Origin of the sequence: Paraburkholderia hayleyella, assembly GCF_009455685.1 — a bacterium.
GTDB lineage: Bacteria > Pseudomonadota > Gammaproteobacteria > Burkholderiales > Burkholderiaceae > Paraburkholderia > Paraburkholderia hayleyella.
In genome coordinates this window covers 189,634-212,696 of sequence record NZ_QPES01000001.1, presented here as the reverse complement: position 1 = coordinate 212,696, position 23,063 = coordinate 189,634, and the positions used below count along the sequence as shown (strand labels likewise).

15 protein-coding genes and 1 pseudogene are annotated in these 23,063 nt (G+C 58.2%); 7 read left to right on the top strand and 9 right to left on the bottom strand.

Translation table 11 applies throughout. The features are described 5' to 3' along the window. The first annotated feature begins 16 nt into the window (after positions 1 to 16). Positions 17 to 2,350: a hypothetical protein gene (locus GH657_RS00975; protein WP_153098972.1), complete on the top strand. Its 2,334-nt coding sequence runs from the start codon at positions 17 to 19 to the stop codon at positions 2,348 to 2,350. A 26-nt stretch (positions 2,351 to 2,376) separates the two neighbouring features. Here the strand turns inward: GH657_RS00975 and GH657_RS00970 are convergent, their stop codons facing one another. Continuing rightward, a complete protein-coding gene (locus GH657_RS00970; RefSeq protein WP_174769840.1) occupies positions 2,377 to 6,786 on the bottom strand; it encodes a transporter substrate-binding domain-containing protein in 4,410 nt (1,469 codons plus the stop codon). Positions 6,787 to 7,020: 234 nt separating this feature from the next. Between GH657_RS00970 and GH657_RS00965 the strand changes: the two are divergent. Both GH657_RS00965 and GH657_RS00960 read left to right on the top strand, forming a co-directional pair. Next, positions 7,021 to 7,664, top strand: a pseudogene (locus GH657_RS00965) (DUF2239 family protein). Between the two features lie 448 nt (positions 7,665 to 8,112). Continuing rightward, entirely contained in the window at positions 8,113 to 9,420 is a 1,308-nt protein-coding gene (locus GH657_RS00960) for a solute carrier family 23 protein (protein ID WP_153098970.1), read from the top strand. 84 nt (positions 9,421 to 9,504) lie between these two features. On the opposite strand, the gene GH657_RS00955 is transcribed toward GH657_RS00960, so the two are convergent. Continuing rightward, a complete protein-coding gene (locus tag GH657_RS00955; protein ID WP_153098969.1) occupies positions 9,505 to 11,172 on the bottom strand; it encodes a Na+/H+ antiporter in 1,668 nt (555 codons plus the stop codon). Positions 11,173 to 11,377: 205 nt separating this feature from the next. On the opposite strand from GH657_RS00955, the gene GH657_RS00950 reads away from it, so the two are divergent. After that, positions 11,378 to 12,073 carry a copper homeostasis protein CutC gene (locus GH657_RS00950; RefSeq protein WP_153101578.1) on the top strand — a complete coding sequence of 232 codons (696 nt, stop codon included), beginning with the start codon at positions 11,378 to 11,380 and terminating at the stop codon, positions 12,071 to 12,073. A gap of 1 nt (position 12,074) precedes the next feature. Here GH657_RS00950 and GH657_RS00945 read toward each other — a convergent pair whose 3' ends face one another. Then, a complete protein-coding gene (locus GH657_RS00945; protein ID WP_246173952.1) occupies positions 12,075 to 12,854 on the bottom strand; it encodes a TrmB family transcriptional regulator in 780 nt (259 codons plus the stop codon). Between the two features lie 211 nt (positions 12,855 to 13,065). Between GH657_RS00945 and GH657_RS00940 the strand changes: the two genes are divergently transcribed. Further along, on the top strand, positions 13,066 to 14,688 hold the full coding sequence (locus tag GH657_RS00940; RefSeq protein ID WP_153098968.1) for an MFS transporter: 1,623 nt from the start codon (positions 13,066 to 13,068) through the stop codon (positions 14,686 to 14,688). A 21-nt stretch (positions 14,689 to 14,709) separates the two neighbouring features. Next, positions 14,710 to 15,741 (top strand): nitrilase-related carbon-nitrogen hydrolase, encoded by a 1,032-nt coding sequence (locus GH657_RS00935; protein ID WP_153098967.1) that lies wholly within the window; start codon positions 14,710 to 14,712, stop codon positions 15,739 to 15,741. A 73-nt stretch (positions 15,742 to 15,814) separates the two neighbouring features. Here GH657_RS00935 and GH657_RS00930 read toward each other — a convergent pair whose 3' ends face one another. The 6 genes from GH657_RS00930 to GH657_RS00905 all read right to left on the bottom strand — a co-directional run bounded on the left by GH657_RS00930 (position 15,815) and on the right by GH657_RS00905 (position 21,611). Then, positions 15,815 to 16,126: a hypothetical protein gene (locus GH657_RS00930; protein WP_153098966.1), complete on the bottom strand. Its 312-nt coding sequence runs from the start codon at positions 16,124 to 16,126 to the stop codon at positions 15,815 to 15,817. 3 nt (positions 16,127 to 16,129) lie between these two features. Further along, positions 16,130 to 17,029: a carbohydrate kinase family protein gene (locus tag GH657_RS00925; protein WP_425495720.1), complete on the bottom strand. Its 900-nt coding sequence runs from the start codon at positions 17,027 to 17,029 to the stop codon at positions 16,130 to 16,132. A gap of 16 nt (positions 17,030 to 17,045) precedes the next feature. Further along, on the bottom strand, positions 17,046 to 18,317 hold the full coding sequence (locus GH657_RS00920; protein ID WP_153098964.1) for an AGE family epimerase/isomerase: 1,272 nt from the start codon (positions 18,315 to 18,317) through the stop codon (positions 17,046 to 17,048). Positions 18,318 to 18,779: 462 nt separating this feature from the next. Then, entirely contained in the window at positions 18,780 to 19,802 is a 1,023-nt protein-coding gene (locus tag GH657_RS00915) for a bile acid:sodium symporter family protein (RefSeq protein ID WP_153098963.1), read from the bottom strand. Positions 19,803 to 20,034: 232 nt separating this feature from the next. Beyond that, on the bottom strand, positions 20,035 to 20,850 hold the full coding sequence (locus GH657_RS00910; RefSeq protein WP_153098962.1) for a siderophore-interacting protein: 816 nt from the start codon (positions 20,848 to 20,850) through the stop codon (positions 20,035 to 20,037). Positions 20,851 to 20,897: 47 nt separating this feature from the next. After that, positions 20,898 to 21,611: a PadR family transcriptional regulator gene (locus tag GH657_RS00905; protein WP_153098961.1), complete on the bottom strand. Its 714-nt coding sequence runs from the start codon at positions 21,609 to 21,611 to the stop codon at positions 20,898 to 20,900. Positions 21,612 to 21,931: 320 nt separating this feature from the next. On the opposite strand from GH657_RS00905, the gene GH657_RS00900 reads away from it, so the two are divergent. After that, positions 21,932 to 23,062 (top strand): methyltransferase, encoded by a 1,131-nt coding sequence (locus tag GH657_RS00900; protein WP_153098960.1) that lies wholly within the window; start codon positions 21,932 to 21,934, stop codon positions 23,060 to 23,062. Position 23,063: the final 1 nt, after the last annotated feature.

The following is a 23,063-nucleotide window of genomic DNA, read 5'->3' as shown; positions in this document are numbered from 1 at the left end:
ATTTTTTGAGGTTGATGTGGGAATTCATAAAATTGAGCGCGTGGCCAATAATCGTTTATGGCTAATTGCGCAAATCTCCATTATTAGCCTGCTATTGGTGTTATATGGCTGGACCGTATTTGAGCCATTTGCGGGCGATGCGCTCATGCACATGATGGACGATACGAAAATAAAAAATATCCACGATTTTCTCCGGCCTCTTTATAGTTCATCTAATCCCGCTTACATAGAGCATTATCGTCTGCCGATATTTCATCGGCCAGTATTTAACGAATGGTACATTTACGCGGTTAAGCATATTTTCGGCGTGAAAAGTATCTGGTTGCGAGCCGTGACCCTTTTGCTCCTGATAATTAGTACATGGAGTTTTCTCGGGATAATGCGGCGCATGGGCTTTCATCCGCTTGCCGCGACCGTGGGTGCGGCGTGGTTTGCTTTTGCTCCGGCTTTGTTTTTTGGACTCTACGAATATGGAATTTCATTTAGCGAGCTTCTGGTATTTTTTGGAATTTTATCGTTGAGTTCATTGCAGGCCTATATCGGCCATAAAGAAGGGCTGCGCGGTGCAACGTACTTGAGTCTGACTCTGCTTTTTACCTTTTTAATTGTTTTCACTAAGGAAAGCGCAGCTTTATGGCCGTTCCTGATGATCGGCGCGATTTTGCTTTTCGAAGGGTTCAGGCACGGTGATACTGCGATCGAGAGCCAGCTGGATATGGGGTTCGTCCAGCAACATCTCGGCTATTTACGCAAAAACTGGCTGCTCGCCGCGTGCCTTCCTCTGATTACCGTTGCCTATTTTGTGACGAGATACATCAAACTTGGTGGCTTGACCCAGATCGCCGCCAATATTGAGCAACCGGTTGCGCTGGGTGATTCGCTGATCAAGCTCTACACCTATGTTTTGATGGCACTTGAAGTACCGGGTGGCGCACTGCCTAATTATCTGAGCATCTCAATTCAGAATATGCCGGTAGGCGAAATTGCAATTCGTCTAGTCCTTTTTCTAAGCGCGGTTACAGCACTATGGGCTATGGGGCGACGCTCAAAATCAATGACGATTTTCAGTATTGTCGCGTCATTGCTGATGTTTCTTCCGATTATCAAGGTTTCACGTAATTCGCCGTACTACGGTGATTTGATGACGATTCCTGTTGCGCTTGCGATTGGTTTTGGTTTTGATGCAATTAGTCGAAAATGGAATGGCAAGCCATTCCGGGTTTGGGCTCTTGCAGTTACAGCGCTGACAGTATTAGCCGCTTTACTTTTTGAATATGGAAATGTCAGGAATATGGATCTATGGCTCGCGCGCGCCCAGGGTTTTGGCCGGGCAGAAGTTGCGGATTTTTCAGCTGCTGAAGGTTCTGATAAAGCGGATCAATTCGTTGGCACCAGCGGTATGTACTATCCCGAATCGCGCTGGGCGCTGAGTCATGGCGGAGTGGGATGGGGTTTATACGCAAATTTCAATGTGGATAAAACTCGTCTGATACCAAAAAGTGATGAGATTAAACGGCATGCTAATGCGATGTTTATCGACTTCATGCCTGATTATCCGTTGCACCGTGTCGCTCCGTATCCGCTCTCCGCTCGCGGGAAGATGATCTTCGCCTATTTCCCCGAAGGCTTTGCGCGTGTGCCGCTCGCGCCATCAGGTGATCGGGTTGCACTTAATGGAGCGAAAGTCGTTCGCCTTAGTTGCCAGAATGCTTTTGTAAAACCCTTCGATTTAATATTTTTGAGTCCCGGTATTAATGAATTGCACCGTAATGTTGTAGAGGAAATCAATCTCGGCGCCAACCCGAAGTCACAAGTCATCGAATTTGTCGTTCCAGGTAGCGCTACCTCCGTGCGCTTGCCGACAGACACCGTAGCGTGTGCTTCTCCAAGCCTGGAAGGCTATGTCGCTACCAGCGTGAAGCCACTTCATTTTTCAAAAGTGCTGAATCGTTCCGCCGATTTCTCGACACCCTCCGATTGGCGCGGTGCATTTCAAGCTGCCAAAGAGGGCGGTGTAATTGTGGGCCCGGGTGCCGAAAATACAAACGTATTGACGCAGCTAGTCGCCGTGGTGCCCTCAACGCGTTACAAGCTTGTCGCTCGCGCAGCGGCCGGAGTTGGGCCGATGGCTGTTGGCCGGTTGCAGATAAACTGGGTCGACAAGAATAAAGATTTTCTTTCTACGTCGAGCCGGACGATTAGCGTAGACGCAACCGCGCGTGACTATGAGGTCGAAGTCACTTCACCGGCTGATGTGACGATGGCGCGTCTTTATGTGTCTCCCCATGGCCCCCATGATGTCCTCCGATTCGAGTCAATGCGCTTGCTCGGTGCCGAGGCGAGTGACTGAGCTGTTAAACGCGCGAAAAAGGAACCCTACGCCATCACATCCTGGTCGAGTTGCGCCAGGAGCGCCTCGCATACCGCGCGCAACGTGGCATTCGCTTGCTGTTGCGCTGCTTCATCGCCCGCATGCAGCGCGGCACGTGCCGCGATGATCGCATCCACCAGAACATCCAGCTGCATGGCCGACGCAGCGCCCTGATTCCGGTGCAGCCATTCGCGCAGGGTTTGGGGCTCGGCACCGTTATCCAGTATTTCGCACAAGGCCGCGTAGTCGTCTCGTAACGTATCGCGCAGTAGCGTCAGCATGGGTGCTGCGCTCTCCTTCGAGCCGCCAAACGCCGCATAGATATGCGCCAGATCTTTTTGCACCGACAGCGCGGGGGTGGCGCCTGCATCCGCATTTACAGTGGCCTCGGGAACATCTGCGTTGACTTCCACATCAGCTGGCGCAGCGCTCTCGGCCGGTTCGGCATGCTGGGCCTGGGCCGGAATCTCTCCTTGTCCGGCGACGGGTTCAGCGGGCAGCAAACGTATCAGACATGCGTCGAGTTCGGCAATGCTGACGGGTTTGATCAGGCACTCGTTCATGCCGGCGCGCAGCGCGAGCTGGATATCGTCTGCCCCGGTGCTGGCGGTGATCCCCACGATGACCAGGCGCCCGCCGTGCGTCAACTCATGGCGGCGAATCTCGGTTGCCAGCTCATAGCCGTCCATGCGCGGCATATGGCAATCCGTGAGCAAAAGCACATACGGGTTTTGCTCCAGGAGTGCCAGTGCCTCCACGCCGTCTTCGGCCACGTCGAAGTCATAGCCGAGATGCGCCATCTGGTGGCCGATCAGTTCGCGGTTAATCGGATGATCTTCCGCGATCAAGATGCGCCCGACGTGCCGTACCGATGATGACGTGGCCTTGCCGGGTAATGCGGCAGGCCCCGGTAGCATGCCCGCTACTGTGCCCTGCCCGCCTTCGAATACATGCAGGCAGGCGGTTTTCAGTGCCTGCCACGACAAGGGATTAGCGCTGATGGTCACGCGGGGCTGGTTCTCGTCGAAGCCAAAGATCGCTGCCTCGACCGAGCGCTCCAGATAGATCGTGGGCGTTGAATCATCGGGCAGTATCGTATCGGTAATGATCAATTCGGCTTCGGCATCCTGGTTCTTGCACGTGACCATGCTCAGTGCATGAACGTAGTCGTGCACGATGTTCGAGAGCGGACGGTCCGCGACCTGGATTTGCACACGCCGTCCACTCAGTTGCGGAATATCGTACTTCGCTGCTACCACGGGCAAGTCGATATGGACATTCACGCGTGTGCCATAGCCGACTTCGCTGAGGATCGTGATGCTGCCGCCCATCAGGAGCGCGAGCTGTTTGCAGATGCTGAGTCCCAGACCGGTACCGCCGTATTTGCGGTTGGTTTCGCTCTCGGCCTGGACGAAGGGGTCGTAGATATGTTCGAGTTGCTCGGGGGTCATGCCGATGCCGGTATCTTCGACACGCAACAGGAAATGTGTGCTGCTTTCCTGGTTGTCTGCTGTCAGCAGGCGCAAGTTGACTGAACCCTCGCTCGTGAATTTGATGGCGTTGCCGACGAGATTAAAGATGATCTGGCGAAGCCGGACCCCGTCGGCCACGCACGTGGCGGCGACTTTCGCATCCACCGATACATTCAGCGCCAGTGATTTGGCATACGCCTTGACCGCCAGCAGGCCGACTGCCTGATCGATCATCTGGCGCAGGTCGACCACGGTGGGTTCGATGGTCATTTTTCCGGCTTCGATCTTCGAGTAGTCGAGGATGTCGTCGAGAATCGCCAGCAAGGTGCTGGCGGAGTCTTGCATCATGTCGGCCAGCGCGATCTGCTTTTTATCTTGCAGGGTGGGCCGCAGAATTTCGATCAGCCCGAGCACGCCGCTCATCGGTGTGCGAATTTCGTGGCTCATCGTCGCCATGAACTTGTCCTTGGCGAGCGATGCGTTATGTGCGGCATCGCGGGCCTGGCGCAAGGCGTCTTCGCGTTCGCGGTCACGGGTGGTGTCGATCCAGTAGCCGTTCCATAACACGCTGCCGTCTGGCTCGCGGCGAGGGATGGCGCTGCCCTGGATCCACAAGGCGATGCCGCCGCGCCGGACGCGGAACGTCACGTCGGCCCGGTCGAGCGCGAGTGTTGAGCGCTCCATTTCCTGCATCAGCGCGATATGGTCGTTCTTGTCGACGACTTCGAGGGCCGCATTGGAATGGGACATGATGGCTTCGGCGGACACACCAAAGAGGTCGATCACGTTCGAGCTAACGAAGGGAAAGGACAGCTCGCCTTCCACTGTGCGTCGTGCCTGGAACACGACAGCAGGCAGACGCGCGGTGATTTCGCGCAAGCGTCGCTCGGAGGCGACCACTTTTTCCTGTGATTCACGGATTTCGGTCAGGTCGACGTGGGTGCCGACAATACCGATTGCCGGGCCACCGGGCATGTCCCTGACCGGCACAAACCAGTAGCGGCCGATGCGGTTTTTATCGCCATCGAAGTATTCCAGTTCGGCTTCATGGCGCAGGCCGGTAATCAAGGCACGCAGGCTATGCTCGTGAATTGCCTTGCGATACGGCGTATCGACGATGCCGAGTTCTAGCGTGGTTTTACCCATTACATCGGTACGAGTGACATTGAAGGCGCGTTCGTAGGCATTGTTGATTTCGACAAAGCGTGTATTGGCATCCTTGTAAATCACGGGATAAGGCACGGCGTCCATCACGGTTTCCAGCACCTTGAGCTGCTTGCGGGATTCTTTTTCGGCGCGAATGCGCGCGGCTATTTCGCGCCGGTTAATGAAATTCGCCCGTAGTAAAACTGCGATCACGATCAGAATGGCCAATGCCAGCGGGCCTAGCCGAATAAAAATATCTGGCCATGCAACACCGAAATCGAAGCGCGTATCCAGCCATTTATTGCGGATGCGGCGTACTTCGGTTTCAGGCATCGCGCGCAGCGCGCGGTTGATGAGCGGTAGCAGTTCGTCGAAACGGGGAGTAACACCCAGTGTGAGGGGTTGCACACGGTTTAATGGCGTACCGATTTTCAGCTTGCCGATGTAGTGCTGCTGAATCAACGAATCGAGCACGACCAGGTTACCGGCAAACGCATCGGCTTTGCCGTCGGCGACCATCTTCAGACCTTCTTCTTCGTTGCTGACCGACACGATATGCGCTCGCGGCAGGATGACCTCGGCAGGGACATCGCCAATCCGGCCATCTTCAACGGCCAGGCGCCGATGCTGCAAATCGGCGAGCGAGGCATGCGAGGGTTCGGACTGGCGCTGCACAATGACCAGCGGATAAGCGTCTAGTGGCCGAGATAACAGCATGGTGTCGTAACGGTTGTCGCCAGGCGTGATCCCGGCGACGATATCCACCCGTCCTTGTGCGACCGCGATGCCGATATTGCGCCAGTCGTTAATCGGCACGCGTTCGAATTTGAGCCCTAATGTGCTTGAGAGGTAATCGACGTAATCACTCAGGACGCCGCTCATCCGGCCATTATTGTTGAGATAGGACAGCGGAGCCCAGTCGGCGGCAAAGCCCAGCCGCAGCACGGGCAATGAATACAGATATTCCTGTTCTTTCGGACTTAAATCGAAAACGAGGTCGGGTGAAGCAGTACTGCTGCGGCGGTAATAGTTATTTAGCCAGCGCGAATTAATGGAGCGTCGTTCGATGGGCGAAAGCCGTACCAAACGTTCGTCCAGCGCCTGAATCAAGCCAGCATTTTTCTTTGGCGCGGCAAAATGCAATTCGACTCCGCTGCCAGGTAAATCTCTCAGTATCGAGATGTTCGTGACCTCTGAGCGCGCCAGTTGATAGTCGACAACGCTGCCGGTTCCGAGATAAACATCAATCTTGTTTTTCTGAAGATATTCGATCGCCTGACCAAACCGGATCTTGATGATTTTTGCGTGAGGATAGCGTTGCTCGAAAATCTTTTCGTAATTTGAACCTTCGTAAATACCGATACGTGCGCCTTCCAGATTGCCCGCGTTCCTGAATTTTTCATTGGCGGTTTTTCCAACTAATACCGCCTGGTCTTTCAGGTAGGGCGTGGAAAAATCCATGCAACGTTCGCGTGCCTCGGTCCGGGCAATGGTGGTGATCAGGTCGACCTCGCCGTTGCAGGCAGCCTGCACGAGGTCCGCGATATTCTCGTACTGGCGCACCTTGATGTGTACGTTGTCGGGGCCGATCAGTGCGCGCAGCAAATCAGGGCTAAGCCCTTCGAGCGTGCCGTTTTTGTTGAGCGATTCAAGAGGGGCGCGGCCCTGGCTGCTGGTGCCGATGACAATTTGAGCATGTGTTTTCAGCCAGTCACCGGTAGGTGGGGCGGTGTCTTGTGCTAATGCGGGCGCGGCGATCAGGAGCCAGAGCAGCCCCATGAGCCAGAACAGCCCCATAAGCAGCCCATCGGCATGAAGATGGGCCCAAACAGTTTTAGCTGATCTAGCTGACATAGTGTTCAAGCCGGTAATCGAAGGAATGAAAGAATGGCCCGGGATACTGAAGCCATTTTTTTCTTGGGCTGGAGTGAACGCCGCCGCGTAAAACACTAAATTATATCCGCACTGGCGTAACCTGCTTATTTTTATCCGGGTACAATTAAAAATTCTTCTTTAGACGTTTCATCCCTCATGTTTACTTTTTTTACGCTTTGCCATGTATTCGAGGGGGGGCGCTGCATTGCCTCAGGCACCGTGCAGGAAGTCGCACTCGCGCTGAAAGCCGCCGAGCCGCACGGCTACGACAAAGGCAAACACAAACACAGGATGAATCCGCTGGTGCTGGACGCGGTGACCAGCCAGTTGCTCGAACTTGATTTGCGCGGCAGCGTCGATGAGGTTCGGGCCCGCTTCGCAGCCTCGCCCTCGGGGAAGGGCTGGCGGTGCACGATGAGGCTGATGCTACCGTGAGCGATCCCGGGCCACGAGGGCGTGGGCGTCCGAAGCTGGGCGTGGTGGCGCGCGAGGTGACCTTGTTGCCGCGTCACTGGGATTGGCTGGGCAGCCAGCCGGGCGGGGCATCGGTGGCCTTGCGACGGCTGGTGGAGGCCGCGCGGCGGGCGAATCAGGCAACCGATACCAAGCGTCAGGCGCAGGAATCGGCCTACCGTTTTATTACTGCGCTGGCGGGGGACTTGCCGGATTATGAGGAAGCGGTGCGCATGCTGTTCGCGCAAAATCGCGCAGGCTTTGACATGGCGAGCGCCGCATGGCCCGCTGATGTGCGCAATCATGCGAGGAAGCTGGCGGCTGTGGTATTTGATGGGATGTGTTGAGGAGTTGAGGAGGCGGTGGGGTGAGGCGGAGCAAAAAACGAGGGCAAAAAAATACCGCTCACACCGGGGAGTACGAGCGGCACGTCGGAATAGACCGAACTGATCGGTGCCTCAAAGGAGAGGAGGGGGAAGGCACACGACACTTGGAAGTGTACTTAGTCCATCTCGGCAGTTACATCAGACAAATCCCAAAGAAGATGGGATTTTGCGTATTGTGTTCAGTATTATTTCGCCCGGCGGCTTTTCTGCTGCCATTGATGGCTGTCATCGTGAGGTGAGCGGCTTGTCAGCTTACAGGGCTCTTCCGTACACTCGCGCGTGTTTCCAGGGCTGGGTTCCGGCGCGCTGTGTTCTGTCGCTCTTGCGCTATGCCTTTCCCGCATTTTCAGCTTCATTCAGTTTTATTCAGTTGCATTCACCCGCACCTTCGATCCCGGAGCCTTTGCGCATGGCCCATTCTTACTTTCCTCGCTGGCGCGTGTCATCCAGCGTTACCGGCAACCGCATTATCGGTCCAGACGAACGCCTGCCATGGCCTCAGATGTGGGCCATGGGCGTGCAACATGTGGTGGCGATGTTCGGTTCGACGGTGCTGGCACCGCTGCTGATGGGCTTCGATCCCAATCTTTGCATTTTCATGTCAGGTATTGGCACGCTGCTGTTTTTCGTGCTGGTGGGTGGGCGCGTGCCCAGCTATCTCGGTTCCAGCTTTGCTTTTATCGGGCTGGTGATCGCTGTCACCGGTTACAGCGGGCGGGGCCCTAACCTCAATCTCGCGGTGGCCCTGGGTGGAATCATCGCGTGTGGCTTGGTGTATGCGCTGATCGGTCTGGTGGTGGCGGCGGTCGGCACGCGCTGGATCGAAACGCTGATGCCGCCCGTGGTGACGGGCGCGATTGTCGCGGTGATTGGGCTCAATCTTGCGCCGCTTGCCGTGAAAAGCGTGAGCGCCAGCGCATTTGATTCGTGGATGGCACTGGCTACCGTGCTGTGCGTGGGTGCGGTGGCGGTGTTCGCGCGCGGCATGTGGCAACGCCTGCTGATCCTGCTCGGCTTGCTGGCGGCGTATCTGCTTTATGTGATCGTGACCAGCGGCCTGGGTTGGGGCCGCCCGATTGATTTTTCGATCGTCAGTCATGCGGCCTGGTTTGGGCTGCCGCGTTTTACCGCGCCTGTCTTCGAGCTGCATGCCATGACGTTGCTCGTGCCTGTAGCGATTATTCTGGTTGCAGAAAATCTCGGACATATCAAGGCAGTGAGCGCCATGACCGGACGCAATCTGGATGGCTATGTCGGCCGCGCGTTTATCGGCGATGGCCTGGCGACGATCGTATCCGGTTTCGCTGGCGGCACCGGCGTGACGACCTATGCGGAAAATATCGGCGTAATGGCGGTGACGCGAATCTATTCGACGCTGGTGTTCGTATTTGCCGCGCTCATCGCGCTGGTGCTGGGGTTTTCACCGAAGTTCGGCGCGGTGATCCAGACGATTCCCCAGCCGGTGCTGGGAGGCGTGTCGATCGTGGTGTTTGGGCTGATTGCCGTTACTGGCGCACGCATCTGGGTGGTGAACAAGGTGGACTTTGCCGATAACCGGAACCTGATTGTGGCTGCGGTCACGCTGGTGCTCGGCGCGGGGGATTTTTCGCTGAAGCTGGGGAGCCTGGCGCTCGGTGGAATTGGCACGGCGACATTTAGCGCGATCATCCTGTACGCGCTGTTGCGACGGCAGCCGGGGCGCACCACCGTGGTTTGATGAGGACGGTGGTGACGGCTGTGGCCTGTCGCCTGTCGTTTGTCGCAATGCCAGGTTGGCGATCGATATCGCCGGTATCCGGATCTAGCTTCTGAACCGTCCGCGGCTGGTTAGCGCGGTTTCGGACAGATCGACTTCGCGCATCAGCTTGTTCAGCGTTTCGTCATTGATCTGCTGCGTGCTGCGCAGCGACAGCAAGGTAGCACGCTCGGCGCGCATGGCGGCCAGCTTCATCTGCCGCTCGAGGGCATCGGCGCGGCGGGCGCGTTCGGCGGGCTCTTTCTCGTCGGTTAAGGTCGCCAGCCGGCGCCGGTACAAGTCCATCACGCGGGCCGTGATATCGGTGGCGTAAGCCGACGCGGCTTCATCCAGTCCTGCGGTTACGGTGTTATGCATGTCGTCGATTGCGCGGATCGCGGCTTGCGCGGCCTGGGTGCGCGCCAGGCGTTCTTCAGTGGCATGGGGGTCATGGCCGCTGTGACGCCAGCCGCGCAGCAGCAGTGGTAACGCGATCACTGCCACCAGCAGCGACACCAGAATCACTCCCGACGCGATGAAAATGGCGACGTTGCGCCCTGGGAGCGGCATGCCATTCGATAACACCATGGGCAGCGACAGCACACCCGCGAGCGTGACCGCGCCGCGCACGCCTGCCACGGTGGTGATGGCGACTGTCCGCAAGCCGGGCACGGCATTCGATACGCCTTGTTTCACTGCATTGCGGCTGGCCACCCAGCGCAATAGCCAGACCCACACAAAACGCAGTGCATAGAGCGCGATAGCGACTGCGGCGACGTAGCCGAGCAGCAGCCAGACGAGTTTGTCGTTCGTTTCGTGTGCTTCGAGCAGCGCTCTGCCAAGGATGTGTGGAAACTGCAGCCCCAGCAGGATAAAAACCATACCGTTGAAAACGAACTCGATCATGGTCCATGTACTGTTGGTGCGCATGCGTGCGGCGACTGGGCCGACATGTATCACGCTGAGGTGGTTCATCATCATGCCGGCGGAGACCGCCGCAAGAACGCCAGACCACCCGGCATGTTCGGCGAAAAGATACGATGCGAAAGGAATGAGCAGCGTCATCACGACGCCGGGCGCGGGGTCGCCTTCTTCAGTGAACGCGGCCATGCGCACGGAAACCATGCTGAAAATCCAGCTTACGGCTGCGCCCGTGACTAGCCCGCCTGCGGCGATGACGATGAAGCTCACCGATGCGTCGCGCAACGAAAACACGCCCGTGAGTGCCGCGGCAATAGCGAACTTCAATGCGACGAGACCGGAGGCGTCATTCATCAGTGCTTCGCCTTCGAGAATATGCATCAGTTGCGCGGGAATCTGGTCTTTGCCTGCGATGCCTGAGAGCGCCACGGCATCGGTTGGCGAGAGCACCGCGGCCAGTGCGAACGCAATCGGCAACGAGATTACGGGGACGAGCGCGTGAATGAAGTAGCCCACTGCCAGCACCGTCATGAAGACCAGGCCAAGGGCGAGCATCAGGATGGCGCGGCGCTGCAGGAAAAACTCGCGCTTGGGAATGCGCCAGCCATCGGCGAATAGCAGCGGTGGAATAAAAAGCAACATGAAGAGTTCGGGATCGAACGAGACATGTAGCCCGAACACGGGCCAGGCCAGAACAGCACCGAAGGTGATCTGCACGAGCGGCAGGGGGACCTTGAATGGCAGGAGTCTCAGGCAGGCGCCAGAGAGCGCGACGGCGAGTAGCAAAATCAGAACGGTAAAAACGATTTCCATAAGATGAGCGCATGTGAGGCGTACCGGGGGGACACCACGCGATATTTTTATCACTCGCTTGGGCGTTGTGAGGCACGAAGGCTTGAGTTTAGCCTGATGACGGGTTGGACGTAGGTTACGTCTGGCTTGCATGGCCCGGTGCGATGATGTCGCCTGGCTTTCCTTCTCACCCCCTTTTTTAGCTCACGCCATGTCTAAACCACCCGTGCCTGTGTTACTCGAGGTCATCGCCACCACGCTCTCCGACGCAAGACTCGCCGAGCAGGCCGGTGCGGACCGGCTTGAGCTTGTCACGGGTATGGCCGAAGGAGGACTCACACCGAGCCTCGGTCTGATCGAGGCGGTGCTCGACGCGGTGCGCATTCCGGTGCATGTGATCGTGCGCCCGCATAGCCGGTCGTTTGTCTATGACGAAGACGATGAGGCCGTGATGCTGCGTGACGTCCGGACCTTGGTGAGAGCGGGGGTGCACGGCATCGTCATCGGCATGCTGACGGCCAGCGGCGAGATTGATCATGCTGGTCTGGCTCGTGCGGTTGAGGCCGCTGACGGACGGCCGCTGACGTTTCACCGCGCGTTCGATGCCGTGCGCGACCAGCATGCGGCGCTGGATGCGCTGCTGACTTATCCCACCGTCACCAGCGTGCTGACCTCGGGAGGCGAGCCATCCGTGCTAGCGGCACAAGCCACGATTGGCGCGCTTGTACGACAAGCACGGGGATCACACTGCCACGTGCTGGCCGGTGCCGGGCTGACGGTGGACGCCGTTGCCGGATTCGTCAGAAAGACGGGCGTTACCGCGGTTCATTTTGGCAGTGGCGTGCGTGTGGGCGGAAACGGCCTGGCACCGGTGGATGCGGCTCAGGTGGCACGCGTGAAAGCCTTGCTCGACGACGTCTGAATCAACGTCTGGCGGGCTGCGACAAGCTTGAAGTGGGGGCGGATGGCGTTGAAATGCGCCATAGGCTTTCAAACATTGCAGCCTGAAAAGCTGCGAATTCGACGCTTTCAATACAAAGCGCATAGTGTTCGCGTCGTGATGAGATGTAGGCCACCTTGTCGTCGTAGACATACGTTGTCATGCCTAGATCGAGTGAATCTGGCGCATAGCGCAGCAGACGTCGTTCGGTGCGTGAGGTGGGCCAGAGCGGACCGGCTTCGCGGCTGGTGGAGCGCACCACATGCAGGCTGAGCCCGGCTTTGATTCGTGCCTGAATGTAGCGCTGCATGACTTCCAGCCCCGGCGTTTCAAGCAGTTCGGCCATGGCCAGAATGCCGCATAGCTTGCCGCTGCGGCACGAGAGCGTTTCGTAAAGCACCTCGGTAATGCCTTCGACGCCTTCGAAGTAACGCACGCGTGGTTTGTTGCCCGTACGCTGATGCAGCGAACGCAACTGCGGCACGAGCCCTTCGGCGATACGTCGCTGTTCTTCTGTACGACGCAGGATGACAAAAGGATCTTGCGCTTGCACATAAACCCGCGTGCCGCGCTGAATCCGGGAGATGAGTCCATCGGTGATAAGACGGTCCATGACTTCATAAGCATTGGTGCGGCTGATGCCAGAGCGCCGGGAAATTTCCGCGACGGGCGCCTCTCCAATTTCTAGTGCCGCGACATAAAAGCGTGCCCGGTTTCCATCAAGTCCTAATTGACCAAGCATGCTTTCGATGGCTGGATCCATTGTTATCCTCACTTTCTAAAGCTATTTTGTTCGGATTCATAATACAAAGAAATATCTTAAGGATCAGTATGTTGTCATGATTTGGTGTCTTTTTGACCCTTTGATGTTGACGTTTTATTCAGAGAACCTCAATGTTTCGAACCGTATTGTAAATGCATGACAAGTATATTTTGCATACCGAATACAAAGATAATTCTGAGAGACGCAATACATGACATTGCATGCCGAGTCTGTAGTTGATCCTGTTCGCCATGGAATTTCTCCAGAAGACAGAAAAGTCATTCTGGCATCCTCACTTGGCACTATCTTTGAGTGGTACGACTTCTATCTTTATGGCTCGCTTGCCGTGGTGATCTCTCACCAGTTTTTTGCGGGCGTCAACGAAACTACGGGCTTTGTATTCGCTTTGCTGGCTTTTGCTGCGGGTTTTATCGTGCGGCCCTTTGGCGCCGTTTTCTTTGGCCGGCTAGGCGACATGATTGGGCGCAAGTACACGTTTCTGGTGACGATGCTACTCATGGGGCTTTCGACCTTGGCCGTGGGCCTCTTGCCGAACTATGCGTCGATTGGCGTGGCCGCACCTGTCTTGCTGATCACCGCGCGGCTGCTGCAAGGACTCGCGTTAGGCGGCGAATACGGTGGAGCCGCGGTTTATGTCGCGGAACATGCTCCGGCTTCGCAGCGCGGCTATTACACGAGCTGGATTCAAACCACCGCCACGGTTGGCTTGCTGCTGTCGCTGGTGGTCATTCTGGGTTGCCGCTGGCTGACTGGCGAGGCCTTTGATACCTGGGGCTGGCGTATTCCGTTTTGGGTTTCGGTTGGGATGCTGGCGGTGTCGATGTGGATTCGTCTGTCGATGCATGAATCGCCGGCATTCGTGCGCATGAAGGCGGAAGGCAAGCTGTCGAAGGCGCCGTTGCGCGAAGTGTTTGGTCAGCGCCGCAACCTGGGCCGGTTGCTCGTCGCATTGTTCGGTATGGTCGCGGGTATGACGGTGGTCTGGTACACCGGGCAGTTTTATGTGCTCTATTTCATGACGCAATCATTGCGGCTCGATCCGGCGACCGCCAATCTTCTGCTCGGCGCTGCGCTATTGCTCGGTAGTCCATTTTTTATTTTCTTTGGTGCGTTATCGGACCGGATCGGCCGCAAGCCGGTGATGCTGGCCGGCATGCTGATTGCCGCCATCATGTTGATGCCGCTATTCAAGGGGCTGACGCAGGCGATTAATCCACAGATCGCCATGGCGGCGCGTACGGCAGCGGTGGTGGTCGCAGCCGATCCCGAACAATGCCATGTGCAGTTCGATCTCTTGGGGCGGCGCAAAAACATCAGTGCCTGCGACCAGACCAAGGCGTTTCTCGCCAAGGCCGGGGTGCCTTACCGCAATCAGGCGCTCGCGGCGGGCGATACCGCTTACACGCTAGTGGGCTCGATCCGGGTTGATGGCTTCGATGCCGGGCGTTTGAAAGCCGTATTGGCGGACGCGCGTTATCCCGCGCAGGCCGATCCCGCGCAGATCAATTACCCGATGGCGCTTGCACTGCTTTTCGCGCTCATGGTTCTGGTCACGATGGTCTATAGCCCGCTGGCTGCTGCACTAGTTGAAATGTTTCCTACCCGTATTCGCTATACCGCGTTGTCGGTGCCATACCACGTGGGCGTGGGCTGGATCGGCGGGCTCTTGCCGACGATCTCGTTTAGCCTCGTGGCGGCCACTGGGGATATGTATTTCGGCCTTTGGTATCCCATTTCGATTGCAGCATTCGGCTTTATCGTTGGTCTGATCTTCATGCGCGAAACCCGCGGTGTTGATATCAACCAGGGCTGATGTCCTACGGAGCTACATAGCATGTCCATTGAACCAACATCAATGCCCGGCCGCTCGCCAGTACGCGTGGCGGTAGTGCAGGCCGCGCCGGTTGCCTTCGATCTGGAGCGCACGCTGGTCAAAACACGCACGCTGGTCCAGGAGGCGGTGGCCGGCGGCGCGCAGCTTGTGCTGTTTCCCGAAGCGTTTATCACGGCTTATCCGCGCGGGATGGATTTTTTCACCGTGGTGGGTTCGCGTGGCGCGGCGGGCCGCGAATGGTATCGCCGTTACTGGGCGAGTTCAATTGACGTGCCAGGCCCTGCAACCCAGATGCTAGGCGAACTGGCTCGTGAACATGCGATCCATCTGGTGTTGGGTGTGATCGAGCGCGAAGGTGGCACGCTGTATTGCACCGCGTTGATCTTCGCGCCAGACGGCCAGTTGTTGGGCAAGCATCGCAAGCTGATGCCAACGGGTTTGGAGCGGCTGGTGTGGGGCTATGGCGATGGTTCGACGATTCCGGTGGTGCAAACGCCGTTTGGGCGGGTCGGCACGGCGATCTGCTGGGAAAACTACATGCCGCTTTATCGCACTGCGCTGTATGGCAAGGGCATCGAGTTGTATTGCGCACCCACGGCGGATTCCCGCGATGGCTGGCTCGCCAGCATGCAGCACATCGCGCTGGAAGGCCGTTGCTTTGTGTTGTCGTGCAACCAGTTTGCGCGGCGCAGTGATTACCCCACCGATTACCCTGCATTCGATGGCGCTCCACCGGACGAGGTGGTGTCGCGCGGCGGTAGCTGCATCGTGAGCCCGATGGGCGAATTTCTCGCGGGGCCGTGTTTTGACCGCGAACAGGTGTTGGTGGCGGATCTGGATATGGATGACATCGTGCGCTCCAGATTTGATTTCGACCCGGTGGGCCACTATGCGCGGCCGGATGTGCTGCAAATGCGTGTCGATGAGCGGCCCAAGCGTGCGGTGAGCTGGCAGCAAGGCGAACCGCTCGACAGTACGCCTGAGGATAACGATACCGAGGCGTTACCGCGAGATTCGCGTCACGTTTATTGAACAGACAGTTTGCGTAAATTTTAGGCCTTTGTCAGGGCGGAGGCATTGACTGCAGCGCCTGGCATGCCAGACATCACACCGGCCTCACCTTGTTTTTTGTTTCGTTTCGCTCCCTTCTGGCCGGGGAAGGAACATTGTTTTTCATGGTTTCTGTTTCTCTCAACGTCGCGCATGCCGTTTTCCCGTCCTCCCGGGCGCGCGACGTTTTTTGATGGGCGGCTTGGACAGCGCCCTCTTTTTTTTCGTCTTGGGCTGTTTCTGTTGTTTTTGTTGTTTCCGCTTTTTTCCCCTGCTTTTTTCTCTTTCTTCCTTCTTCTTTTCCTTTGCCGTGAAATGCCGGTGATGGTGACGTGTAACCGTTACTGAACGGATTTATTTTGGGCAACGGTTATTGCAGCAGCGCGACTACCTCGTCGAGCGCTGGCGCGTGCGCTCCCGCCTTGCGGCATGCCGCCGCCCCGGCCGCCAGCGCAAATGCCAGGTGCTCAGCCCCTGTGCGCTGCGGTGCAGTCATCAGGCTGAACAGCAAGCAGCCAATCGATGCATCGCCTGCACCTACCGTATCTACGACATCAACGCGTGGCGGTATGGCGTCGAAGCGTTGTTCGCCAGCGAAGAGCGTGGCGCTGTCCGCTCCACGCGTCACGAATACTGTTGCCTGCGGATTGAGCGCGCGCAGTTGCGCCAGCGCGCTGGTTTCGTCTGCACCGGCAAAAAGGTGATGCAGGTCTTCATCGGATACCTTGACCAGATCCGCCAGTTGCATCATGCGTTGCAGGATCGGGCCGTAATCACGCTCCATCAGGTTGCGATAGTTCGGATCGAAGCTGATGTTCACACCGTGCGCGCGCAGTTCAGTTGCCAGCGCCACGAGCGTCGCGCCAAGCGGTTGGCGCACAAGGCTGATGCAGCCGAAATGAGCCCATTTCAGCTGCGACATCCAGCCGGCAGGAAGGCAAGCAGGATCGAAGGCGAGATCGGCACTGTTTTCACCCATGAAAAAGTATGCCGGTGGCTGTGTTTGATGCACGACAGCCAGCAACGGCGGGCGTGCTACGCGTTGCATGAAGCGCATGTCCAGACCCGCTGCCACACTGGCTTGCCAGAGTTCGTCGGAAAAACAGTCGAGCCCTAGCGAACCTGCACAGGCGCTTGGCAGGCCGAGCCGCGCTACGGCACGCGCGACATTCCAGCCGGCGCCACCCGGACGCGATAACCATTGTGCTGAGCCCGCGCGAACCAGGTCAGTGAGGATGTCGCCGGCTGAAACGAAAGAAGGAAAGGTCATGGGTGCAGTCATAGGCTCAGGACGCTGAAAGGACTGCGGGCGCGTTTGGCAAGGCATGGGCAAGGACTTCGTAGCATGCGCCCATCGTGTGATAGTCGGTTTTGCCGGCCGGGCTTTTTTCATCGTTGTATTTGCGGTTGTCGCACGTCAGGATGCGATACCACGCACCGTAACGGTGATCGACAAAATGCATCCAGCTATAGCGCCAGATGGCGTCGTACCAGTCCCAAAAGCGCTCGTCGCCAGTGCGCTGGCCCAGTAGCGCTGCGGTGGCGAAGGTTTCCGCCTGAACCCAGAAATACTTGTCGTGATCGCATACGGTGCCATCTGGCCCGAAGCCGTAATAGAGGCCGCCGTGATCGTGATCCCATGAGCGATCCAGTGCTGCATCGAAGAGCTCGATGGCGCGAGGCAGAAGCCACGGTAACGGACGATGCCGCTCCAGAATCAGCAGCAGTTTGGCCCATTCGGTTTGATGGCCTGGCTGAAAGCCCCATGGGCGAAAGATGTTCGAACTGTCGTTTTCGTTGTAGTGCCAGTCTACGGACCAGTCTGGATGGAAGTGTTCCCAGACCAGCTCTTGCGAAAGCCTGGCCTGACGCTGCGTGATGTTGCTGGCGACGCGTTCCGCACGATCCAGATAAACCAGATGGCCGGTGGCCTCATAGGCGGCGAGCAGTGCCTCTGTGGTGTGCATGTTCGCGTTTTGCCCACGATACGAACTGATGCGCCAGTCGGGGGTCGCCTCGTCGGCGTAGAGCCCCGCCGCGGCATCCCAGAAACGGTGTTCCATGAGTTCGAACGTGGCGCCGATCATGGGCCGGGCTTCTTCGATGCCCGCCATGGCCGCATGGGCATAGGCCAGCAGCACGAACGCGAGGCCATAGCAGTGGCGTGTGCCATCGAGCGTGCGCTTGCGGCCGTCGCGCCATTCGAGTTCCCAGTCATAGCCACCGTGCTGCGCATCCCAGTGCACATCGCGTAAAAATTTCAGGCCGTGGCGTGCGTAGCCGAGATGTTGTGTCTCGCCGAACTGGCGATAGGCCATGGCGTAGTTAAAGACATAGCGGCAACTGCTGACCAGATGGCGTGTGGTGGCGTCGTAGACCGAGCCGTCATCGCGCAGGAAATGATGAAACCCACCGCTCGGATCGAATACGTTGGGGGCGTAAAACTTCAGCGTGTCCTGCACATGCGCGAGCAGGAAGGCGTGTTCGCGGAAGCTGGCGACGGGCGGAGCAGATGCTGCCGCAGGAGAGGCGGGAGGCATGCTGGCAGGAGCGTTCATAGTGGTTTCACTAGATGCGGGAATAAGTCCTGGATTGAACGGGCGAGTGACTCCGGCGTTCGGTTGAAGGACGCGGCGGGTTCAGGACACTGCGGGACCAGATTGATTCATGGTGGCTCCAGAGGCGGGTGCGCGGCATGGACGGAAAACTGAAGGCACGCGCTGGATTCAGCGAGTTCTGATGATGGCGATATCTGACGGCCTGCGCAAGCCGTGCAGGTGGCATAGCGGCAAGTTCCGAATGAGCCTTGAACGCACGCTTAGCCCCGTCTGGTGCAGCCTGTCGTGTCGCTTCACGTGTTCCTGGTTCGCTCCGGTACGGTTGTTGCTGGCCATTTGGCCAGGGCGACAGCAGAGGTGTTTGGGCGTGAAATAGCACAAAGCCGCACGAAGGCGGCTTTGGGTTGGGTCCAAGCTTGAGGGAGTGTACCGATGAATTTTTCTGTGAACGTGAATGAGGGGCTAGCGCTGTACGCCGGTAGAGGGATGGGGTGGCATGGTGCTGGGTGTTTCGCTGCCGCTATCCCGCGCGCCCCAGCGTTGTGCCAGCGCCGCGCACACCATCAACTGAATCTGATGGAACAGCATCAGCGGCAAGACCACCGCGCCAACCGAAGGCGCGGCAAAGATAACCTTGGCCATCGGCACGCCCGCCGCGAGGCTTTTTTTCGAGCCGCAAAAGATAATCGTGATCTGGTCTGCGCGGTTAAAACCAAGCCGTTTGCTGACCAGGATGGTCACGCCCAGCGCGATGGCCAGCAGCACGGCACACACTACCACCAGGCCCGCCAGTGCCGAAAGCGGAATGGTATGCCACAAGCCCTCGTTGACGGCTTCACTGAACGCGCCGTATACCACCAGCAGGATCGAGCCCTGATCGACAAACTTCAGCATCCCGCGATGACGCTCGATCCATTTGCCGATCACGGGCCGCAGCAGTTGCCCCGCAATAAACGGCACCAGCAATTGCAGCACGATGCTGCCTACTGTATGCCAGCCCGAACTGCTGCTCGCGGCCTGGTTGGTGACGATGAGACCGACCAGCGCGGGGGTGATGAAGATGCCAAGCAGGCTGGAGGCCGATGCGCTGCACACCGCTGCAGGCACATTGCCTTTCGCAATCGAAGTGAACGCGATGGACGACTGAACCGTCGATGGCAATGTGCAGAGGAAGAGGATGCCTGCATAGAGCGCGGGCGTGACCAATGGCGAAAGAAGCGGCTTGAGCGCGAGGCCAAGCAGCGGAAAAAGCGCGAACGTGCTCAGGAGGACGACGAGATGCAGCCGCCAGTGCGTCGCCCCCGCGATCACCGCTTCCCGCGATAGCTTGGCGCCGTGCAGGAAAAACAGCAGGCCGACTGCGATATTCGTCAGCCAGTTAAACGCTACAGCGGGCTGGCCATGCACGGGCATGAGGCTGGCGCAGATCACGGTGCCGATCAGGCATAGCGTGAAATTATCGGGAAGCAGTTTAGGGCGATTCATGTGGGTAATCCCTGGAACAATACAGGCGGAGCCTGGCGGCATGTCGCGTGGCATGGCACGCCGGAGCGGGTGTAACGCCGCACCGGCGCACGGTCCTTGGGCGGAACGGGCCTATTGTCGAAGGGCATTATAGAAAAGGCAAATTCATTTAATTGTGCAATTGATGATTTTTTCTTCTTAATCCCGGGGCGCGTCTGGCGGGCTGTGGCGCGCTCCCGGTGTGTGCAGCGCTCTATTCGTCCAGCACTTCATGTACACCTTCCGCGCCGCGTCGCCAGTAAGCCGCGGCCCTGATCCGGGATTTGTCGATGTTGCGTTCACCGCATAAGTACTGCCGCACGGCGCGCATCGCGGAGGCTTCGCCTGCGGCCCAGACGTATCCTTCGCCGGTCGGCAGGGGGGCGGCCTGCAAGGCTGTGATGAACGGATTCACTGTGTCTTCGGGTTCATGGCGGTCAAGCCAGATGGTTTGCAACTGCGCTTGCGTCTTAAATACGATTTGGCTGGCTGGATCATCGACGATGATGAAGGTGCAGGCGCGTGTGCCTGCGGGCAACTCTTCCAGACGGCGGGCGATGGCGGGTAAGGCGGTTTCGTCGCCAATGAGCCAGTGCCAGTCGAACGCAGCAGGAATCACCATCGAACCACGCGGGCCGGCAATCCCAAGGTGCTGACCGGCTGTGGCTTGCGTGGCCCAGGTAGTGGCAGGCCCCGCTTCGTGCAAGGCGAATTCGATATCGAGTTCGAGCGCCTCGCGGTTATACCGGCGCGGCGTGAAATCGCGCATCACGGGCCGCGGCTGGCCTTCGTCGAAAACCAGGCCGTTCGGTCCAATGCGTGGCAGCGCGACGGGACCGGCCCCATCTGGAGGAAAAAACATTTTGATGTGATCGTCGAACGAGGCAGATTCGAAATCGTGCAGATCTTCGCCACCGAAGGTAATGCACAAAAGTTTCGGCGTGACAGGCACCACGCGTTTGACTTGCACAAGGCGCGTCTTGAGCGTGTGCCGTATACGTGTGACAGAAAGAGGATTCAGTTCAGACATGGCCAGGTTCTCGCTGATGAGGGCAGATGAGTTTGGATGCCGCTTTGTTAGAGCGGCCCGGTTTTCGGCGGTTGGGCAATCTCTGCCGCCGCGCGTTCAAGAATGGCCGCGATGCGGCGCTGTTCGGCATGCGTTGCGCTATCCGCTGCAAGCATGGAGTGCTTTAAGCGGCGTCGGGCATGGATAAGTTCAGGTAACCAGAAGGGTTCGCCAGCGGCATCGTCAGCACGGGGGCCGGTGGCATCGGGGTGCCCCGCGAAAGCCTGGCGCACCTGATCCATGCGCTGTGCAATCGCACTCAGCTTGGCCAGCATGAAATCGACCCGGGCACGGTTTTGTTCGAGAAGCTGGCGGCCCGGTTCGGCGAGCGCGTACTGCTTGCGGTTGCCATCGAGCGCGACGGTGATCAGGTCACGCTCTTCCAGGTAGGTCAGTGCGGGATACACCATGCCGGGGCTGGGGACATAAAAGCCGTTGGAGCGCTGTTCCAGTTGGCGTATCAGCTCGTAACCGTGGGCGGGACGGGTTTCTAGCAAGGCTAAAAGCAGCAGTTGCAAATCGTCCGAACTGAATTTTCGGCCGCGCGGCAAACGGTCTTCACGATCATCAAAGCCGTCGAAGGAGCCAAAACCACGGCCGCCGCCTCGATGGCCTTGACCGCCACGGCCACCGCTACGGCCAATGGCCCAGTGCAGCATGGTGAGAGGACTGTGTGCCGCAAATGCTAGCCGCTGGCGTGAGGAAAAATCTTTGGATCTCATGGATCGCTGCCTTGAAAAAAGGATGGTTCGGGATTGGAATCAGCGTAATGAATCAGCATTATCAGAGCGACCATACATCTTAAGATATATATCTTAAGATGTATGGTCAAGAAAATTAGGGTGATGGACTCTGTACTTACCCTTCGTTGCACCTCTGTTCGGGGTCGCGCGCTGGGCCAGCGAAGCAGCTCAAACGGTTCAAACTGTTCGCCGCCGCCCTGGGTTTAGTCGGGTCTCTCAAACGCGGCATGCGTCAGATGCGTTACTCTGCGCCCGCCGCCTGGCAATCTGCTGCATTTGTTTCATCGGAATTTGATCTCATGACCTCTTTTGCCACGATTACCTGGCCTGAAGCCGATGGCCCACGTCTTGCCCGCTGGCGCACTGAATCGTCTGTGCCGCCGCCTAAACGCGTGGTGCTAGCCGATGACCAGACCACGGCGGATAACGCTTATCGTCTCGCCTGTGAAGGAACCGCCTTGTTGTGGCGCGGGGACTTCCAGAACGCCCGCCAGTTGCTTCAGGCGATGACGCGGCGGCTTGAACGCAAGCCGCGCAAGCCAGGCATCTCGCCGCTCGATGCGTTCAACTTGCATCGTCAGACGCAATCGCAGCGCGCTCGCACGCTGGGCATGCTGCTGATTCCACTCGATGGCGGTTACACGATTCCATTGCGTCGCGCGCCAGAGATCCGTCAGGCCTGCACCGAAGCCTATGGCCCGGCCGATGGCGAAGCCTCGGTGGCTTCATTGCGCGAACTGCTGGGTTTGATTGGCGCGCATGAGTGGCGCAAGAAAGGCGTCGAAATTCCGTTGCTGGCGGCGCGCATTCATCCACATTACGGCGTGTTTTCGCCGGTGCGCGGTGAATACGTCGATCTGGTCGCGCGCACGCCGTTGCCCGCGGCCGCACACGAACTGGCATTCGAGATTGGCACGGGAACGGGGGTGCTGGCGGCGCTGCTGGCGCAACGGGGCGTCAGGAAAATCGTGGCCACGGATCTCGACCCGCGTGCATTGGCATGCGCGCGCGAGAACCTGACGCGCCTCGGTTATGCCGGCCAGGTTGAGGTTTTGCAGGCGAATCTGTTTCCGCCAGGCCGTGCCCCGCTGGTGGTGTGCAATCCGCCGTGGCTGCCCGCGCGGCCAGCGTCCGCGCTCGAACATGCCGTGTATGACCCCGATAGCCGCATGTTGCTGGGTTTTCTCAACGGCCTGGCCGCGCACCTGACGCGTGGCGGTGAGGGCTGGCTGATCCTGTCTGATTTTGCGGAGCATCTGGGCTTGCGCACGCGCTCGATGTTATTGGCGGCGATCGAGCAGGCAGGGTTGGTCGTGGCGGGGCGCGAGGAGATTAAGCCACGGCATCCGAAAGCCGCGGACGTGGCTGATCCGTTACATGCCGCACGGGCGGCGGAAATCACTTCGCTTTGGCGTCTGGTCGCACGTTAAC